Below are 5,290 nucleotides of genomic sequence, written 5' to 3'. Positions count from 1 at the left end.
TCAAATGCTTTTCCTGAATAGACATTGTTTGGCCAATCATGGCCGTAGTGAAGGGTGCCATGAACGGTGTTTTCAATTTTACCGTTTTTGAGTGGCACTTTAAGATTAACACTTTCTATGATGTCTATTTCGCCAGACTTTGGCCAAGTGCCATAAACTTGTTCAGTAGGCAGCATCCAAAAAGCTGGCCATGCCCCTTGACCTGCAGGCAGTTTGGCTTTGATTTCAAAGCGGCCATACTTAAAATCAGCTTTACCCTTGGAATTGATGCGGGCAGAGGTAAATGGTTTTAATGCTTTTTCGTTTGCTTTTCTCGCAACTAAATACAAAGCTCCGTTTTTTAAAAACAGGTTGTCGTTATTGGCGGTATAACATTGATGCTCGTCATTACCGCCGCCATCACAGTTCACTTCGATATTCCATTTACTGCCATCAAGTGTTTCGCCAGAAAAATCGTCTTGCCAAACCAGCTGCCACTTTGTATTGGGTGTTGTTTGATAGCCAATTGCGCTATTTTGTAATGCAGCACTTAGGTTTTGTGACATGATGCTCGAAAAAGCTGCAAATACAGTCATCCATTTCATTGTGTTATAGCCCTTCAAACTTATTTAGCAGTTGCGCAGTAGTATTGAATAAACTCCCAATGATCCGGCCATTTATCGACTTTCTTACGCGTATTGCGTTTAGCATTATCCAAAAAGTTTTTCAGCTCCATATCGCTCATGCTGTCCACAATTGGGTGGTAGCTTTTAGGCTCTAAGCCTTGGCCAAGCAGGCACTGTACCCAAGAAGTTTCGGCGAAAAGATCGTGTTCTTTTTTGAAAATGCGGCCGGATTGCTCAAATAAATCAAGTTTATGTTGCAAAGAGTCTGGAATCGGCATGGTTTTACAATAACGCCAAAATGCTGTATCAGTTCGCTCGGTAACGTGGTAGTGCATAATAATAAAGTCACGAATACTCAGCGCTTCAAGGCGAGTTTGTTCATTGTATTCATTTATATCCGCTTGATTGAAAACATCATTTGGGAATAGTTGCAGTAAACGGACAATGGCTTTTTGAAATAGGTGAATGCCAGTTGATTCTAATGGCTCAATAAAGCCAGAAGAGAGGCCTGCTGCGATACAGTTTTTAACCCAATGCTTTCTACGCGCACCTGTTTTGTATTTGATGACACGGGGCTCGTTTAATCTTTCGCCTTCAATATTATCAAGCAATGTCGCAACTGCTTCATCATCTGATAAATACTTGCTGCAAAATACATGGCCATTTCCGGTGCGGTTTTGCAGTGGAATTCTCCATTGCCAGCCTGCGTCACGTGCTATTGAGCGAGTATATGCAACCGGTTTACTGACGGTTTCAGTTTGTACTGCAATGGCGCTGTCGCATGGTAAATAATGGCTCCAATCGTCATAACCCGCGTGCAGGGTCTGCTCGATTAAAAGCCCTCTAAAACCTGTGCAATCAATAAATAGATCACCTTCAATAATGTCGCCAGAGGTCAGTTTTAATGCAGTGATAAATCCGGTTTCTGGATTTTGTAACACCTCATCTATGGTGCCTTCAACACGTTTACCGCCGTGTTGCTCTGCAATACCGCGTAAAAACTTAGCATAAAGTGCGGCATCTAGGTGGTAGGCGTGATTCATATCTTGGTTTGGTAATACTGCAAAGCGACCTTCACGCTGCGCTAAATGTTCTGCAACATAATCACCGAGCTCAGATACATAGCCTTTTTGTTTGCCTTTTTGCCAAAAGTGATGAAAACCACAGGCCCAGCAGTCAGGCCCTAAAAAGCCAAACGAGTGGATGTAGTCTTGCTCTTTTTGGCGCCAATTTTCAAATTTAATGCCCAATTTAAACGTCGCATTGGTCGCCGCCATAAATTCAGGCTCTTTAATGCCGAGTAAACGATGGAAGATATGCAAGGTAGGGATTGTAGCCTCACCAACGCCAACGGTTGGAATAAGATCAGATTCAACAAGTGTGACATTTATCGTGTTACCAAGCAGTTTACTAAAGGCCGCCGCGGCCATCCAACCTGCGGTACCACCCCCTGCAATTACGACGTTTTTTACTTTGTTTTGCATCTGTATCTCCACTGCTTTCGGTGTTCTATCGTTTTAGTTTGTTAAGAAGACTTGCGCGTAACTTTAATGCTTGCTGCTCTGGTAATGGCAAAGTGAGCGCTGCTTTTGCATGTTCTGGAATATGTTCAAGCGAGTCTAGTTCGTCATTAAATACGTAATAATTGAATAAGGCTTGCCAGGCTTTACGTTGTGCTTTTGGCAAGCTACGTAAAGATAAAATTGCCAACTCTAGCGCGTTATCTGGGCGACCATAAAATGCGGATGTGTCACGCCACCAATGGGTAAGCAGCAGGTTGAAGCCTGTTTGGGCTTCAACCTGGTGCCACCACATACTGGGCAGTAATAAGATATCTCCCGGTGATAATTCAGCGATAAGAGCATGTTCTAGCGCCTCGGCAAATTTGGGGAATTGGTTAAAGTCGGGGTTTTCAAAATCTACCAAGCTTATGGCTTGTCCACCTGGAGCAAATTCTAAGGGGCCAACATAGAGGTTTTCGATTTGTTCAGGTGGAAACAGCAAAAACCGTCTTTTGCCTGCAAGGTTGCAGGCAAGGTTAGTGGGAAAGTCAAAATGCGCTGCTATTTTACTCTGATTTCCAAGCCACACACTGGTTAGTGGCGAAGCGTTTGCAAGTGTAAAGTCATGCTCGTTTTCAAGGGTTGGGAACCAACGTGCGGTATTTGTTGAACCCATATATACCGTAGGAGCTTTCGCATCATTTTGGCATGACAATAACTTTTCAATCACTAATTGCAGCGGTAATTGGTGCGCATTTACGTTAAAACCATCCATATTTTGATTGTAAAAAACACGGCCGTTAATTTCTGGCTCGCCGTAAAATGCATTGATTGGCTCGCCAGTATAATGCGAGAGTAAATGCTGTGCAGCAGCTTCATTAGACTGAATGGCTTTTTGTACAATGGGCCAATTGCTGCAAGCACCTTTAAAGAGCAAAGGTGTTTCTGAGCTTAATAACGCACCAGAAATATCTTTGCTGGTAATGTTAGTGAGCTCAGTAACTGGTTTGATGCTCTCTAAGTTCATATTAGAGACCTAGCTGTTTATTTTTACGTTTAACAAGCTCTGCAATATTGCCGTGTGAGGCAATAATAAAGTAAATCGCTTGCAAGTAGCCGAGCTTAACAAGGTTAAGAGTTTGCTCGTCAGAAAGTTCCGCTAATTTATCTTCGTTTATGGTGTAAAAACCAAGCATTTGATTTTGCGAGCCGTCGTTTAAAGTCACATCTAAAGTAAATTGTTCAATGAGCTCATAGCCAAGCAGTGTTTCAATAAAGTGAGCACTTTTTTCAACACCATTGTGAATGGCTTCCATTAAATCTGCCATTTGGTCTAGGTAATCACTGTTGCCGCCATATTCTAAAAACAGCGCTTCGCCTTGTGTTTCGTTTACACGCGGGCTTTCCATATCAATGGTTAAAACGCGTGTAAGCTCAGTTTGCCCGCCTTGGTTTTGCTGCTGATGGCCAATAGCAAATGGATGACGCTTGATCGTTGCAGGAATGTAACCATCCCAGCCGTCGTCAGTTAAAAACAGATTTTCATTTTGTTTAACACCCATTAAAGCAACAGGCATAAACTGGCCGGTTTCGCTGTTTTTCTGAAAGAAAATAGGGTACTGGTTTTGAATGGCGCGAAACTCATCAGGAAAGGTCAGTGCAAACCAGACATTATCGCCAAACTGCGCACTTGCTTTGGTGTTTACTTTAATATTTTTATGAGCAATGTTGTTAACTAATTCAAATTTTGCCATCGAGGGCCACCTTTATTAAATCGTTGTTAAGCCGTACTGCTTAATTTTGTTTAGCAATACCCTGTTTGGCTCTAACTGTTGTTGTAATTGGTTGCGTTTCTGTTGATTTTGTTGAAACAGCGCTTTTGCTTTAGCGTGTTCATCATGCCATTTTTGCGACGGGTTAAACGCAGTTTCCCCTTTCAAACCATAGTAAATATATTGATAGCTTGCTGCGGGAAATAGCTCTTCTGTTTCAAATGAATCATAGAGGTATGGCGTTTGATATTGCCATAACAGCAATTTATCGCGCAGTGTTTGTGATAGTGTTTCGGTACTTGTTGCAGCGTGCCAATACTTGGAGTCATCGCGCTCTGATAACACGTAGTGCAGCTTTAAAAAATCGATAATTTGCTGCCAGCGCTGATGGAATTTTTTATTAAAACGTTTGGCAATGACGTCCATCATCGCTCTATTTTGCGGAAATTGATCGCGAATAAATTTGGCGGATAGCTCGATTAAAGCGATAGCCGAGGCTTCTAAAGGTTCGATAAATCCTGCTGACATGCCAATGGCAACCACGTTTTTATGCCAAAACTTTTCGCGGTAACCTGGGGTAATTTGTAATTCGCGCACGGTGAGTTTGTTGATATCACTATTTGATCTATCTGACACATAACGGGCAAGTGCATCGAAGGCTTGCTCTTTGGTGCAAAAATCACTGCTGTAAACATGACCAATGCCGCGACGTGATTGCAGTCCTATATCCCAAATCCAACCATTAGCGACTGCGGTACTGTGAGTCGCCGAATTAATATTGTCGTCTGGATGTTGGTAGGGTACTTGTACCGCCAGTGCGCGGTCGTTAAATAACACCTCTTTGCAACTAACAAATGGGACTTTAAGTGCTTTATCAATTAATAAACTGTGAAGGCCGCTGCAGTCGATAAATAAATCACCTGTAATTTCACCGTGTTTTTCGGTAAACACCGATGCCACATCGCCATTACTTGTGAGCCGAACATCTTGCACATTGTCATCAATATGTTTTACCCCGAGTTTTTCTGTGCAATGTGATTTAAGTAAAGGCGCAAATTTTCCTGCATCAAGATGATAGCCATAGTTTGCAATAAAATTGTATTCAGGCGTTGAAATTTGTTTAGGTGCTAGTTGTGCATTACAAAGAGCATCTTGAAAGCAAACAGCTTGTTCAAATGGCACTTCATGTTGGTAAGGTAACCAATGGGCAGCCAAATTAAGTTGATTAAAGGATTCGGGCAACGAAAACGGATGAAAGTAACTGTCGCCACTTGCAGTGCGCCAGTTGATAAATTTAGAGCCTTGTTTAAACGAGGCATCACATTCGTTTAAAAAAGAGGTTTCGGAAATACCGATTTGTTGTAATGTGTCGCGCATTGAAGGCCAAGTTCCTTCACCCACACCAATAGTG

At 42.3% G+C, this 5,290-nt stretch carries 5 protein-coding genes; all 5 read right to left on the bottom strand.

Going from position 1 to position 5,290, the window contains the following annotated elements; all coding sequences use genetic code 11:
* On the bottom strand, nt 1-545 hold a 545-nt coding region (locus ABYD77_RS17515), incomplete at its 3' end, for a family 16 glycosylhydrolase (RefSeq protein ID WP_372771387.1).
* Nucleotides 546-604: 59 nt separating this feature from the next.
* On the bottom strand, nt 605-2,089 hold the full coding sequence (locus ABYD77_RS17510; RefSeq protein WP_372771386.1) for a tryptophan halogenase family protein: 1,485 nt from the start codon (nt 2,087-2,089) through the stop codon (nt 605-607).
* A gap of 25 nt (nt 2,090-2,114) precedes the next feature.
* Nucleotides 2,115-3,134, bottom strand: coding sequence for a cupin-like domain-containing protein (locus tag ABYD77_RS17505; protein WP_372771384.1), 1,020 nt, complete (start codon nt 3,132-3,134; stop codon nt 2,115-2,117).
* A 1-nt stretch (nt 3,135) separates the two neighbouring features.
* Nucleotides 3,136-3,861, bottom strand: a complete 726-nt coding sequence (locus tag ABYD77_RS17500) for a SapC family protein (RefSeq protein WP_372771382.1) — start codon at nt 3,859-3,861, stop codon at nt 3,136-3,138.
* A gap of 15 nt (nt 3,862-3,876) precedes the next feature.
* Nucleotides 3,877-5,290: tryptophan halogenase family protein (locus tag ABYD77_RS17495; protein ID WP_372771380.1), on the bottom strand; the 1,414-nt coding region annotated here is incomplete at its 5' end.

Source organism: Pseudoalteromonas sp. (assembly GCF_041629635.1).
Classification (GTDB): Bacteria; Pseudomonadota; Gammaproteobacteria; order Enterobacterales; family Alteromonadaceae; genus Pseudoalteromonas.
The sequence above is the reverse complement of the archived record's forward strand: the minus strand, read 5'-3'. Positions and strand labels throughout refer to the sequence as shown.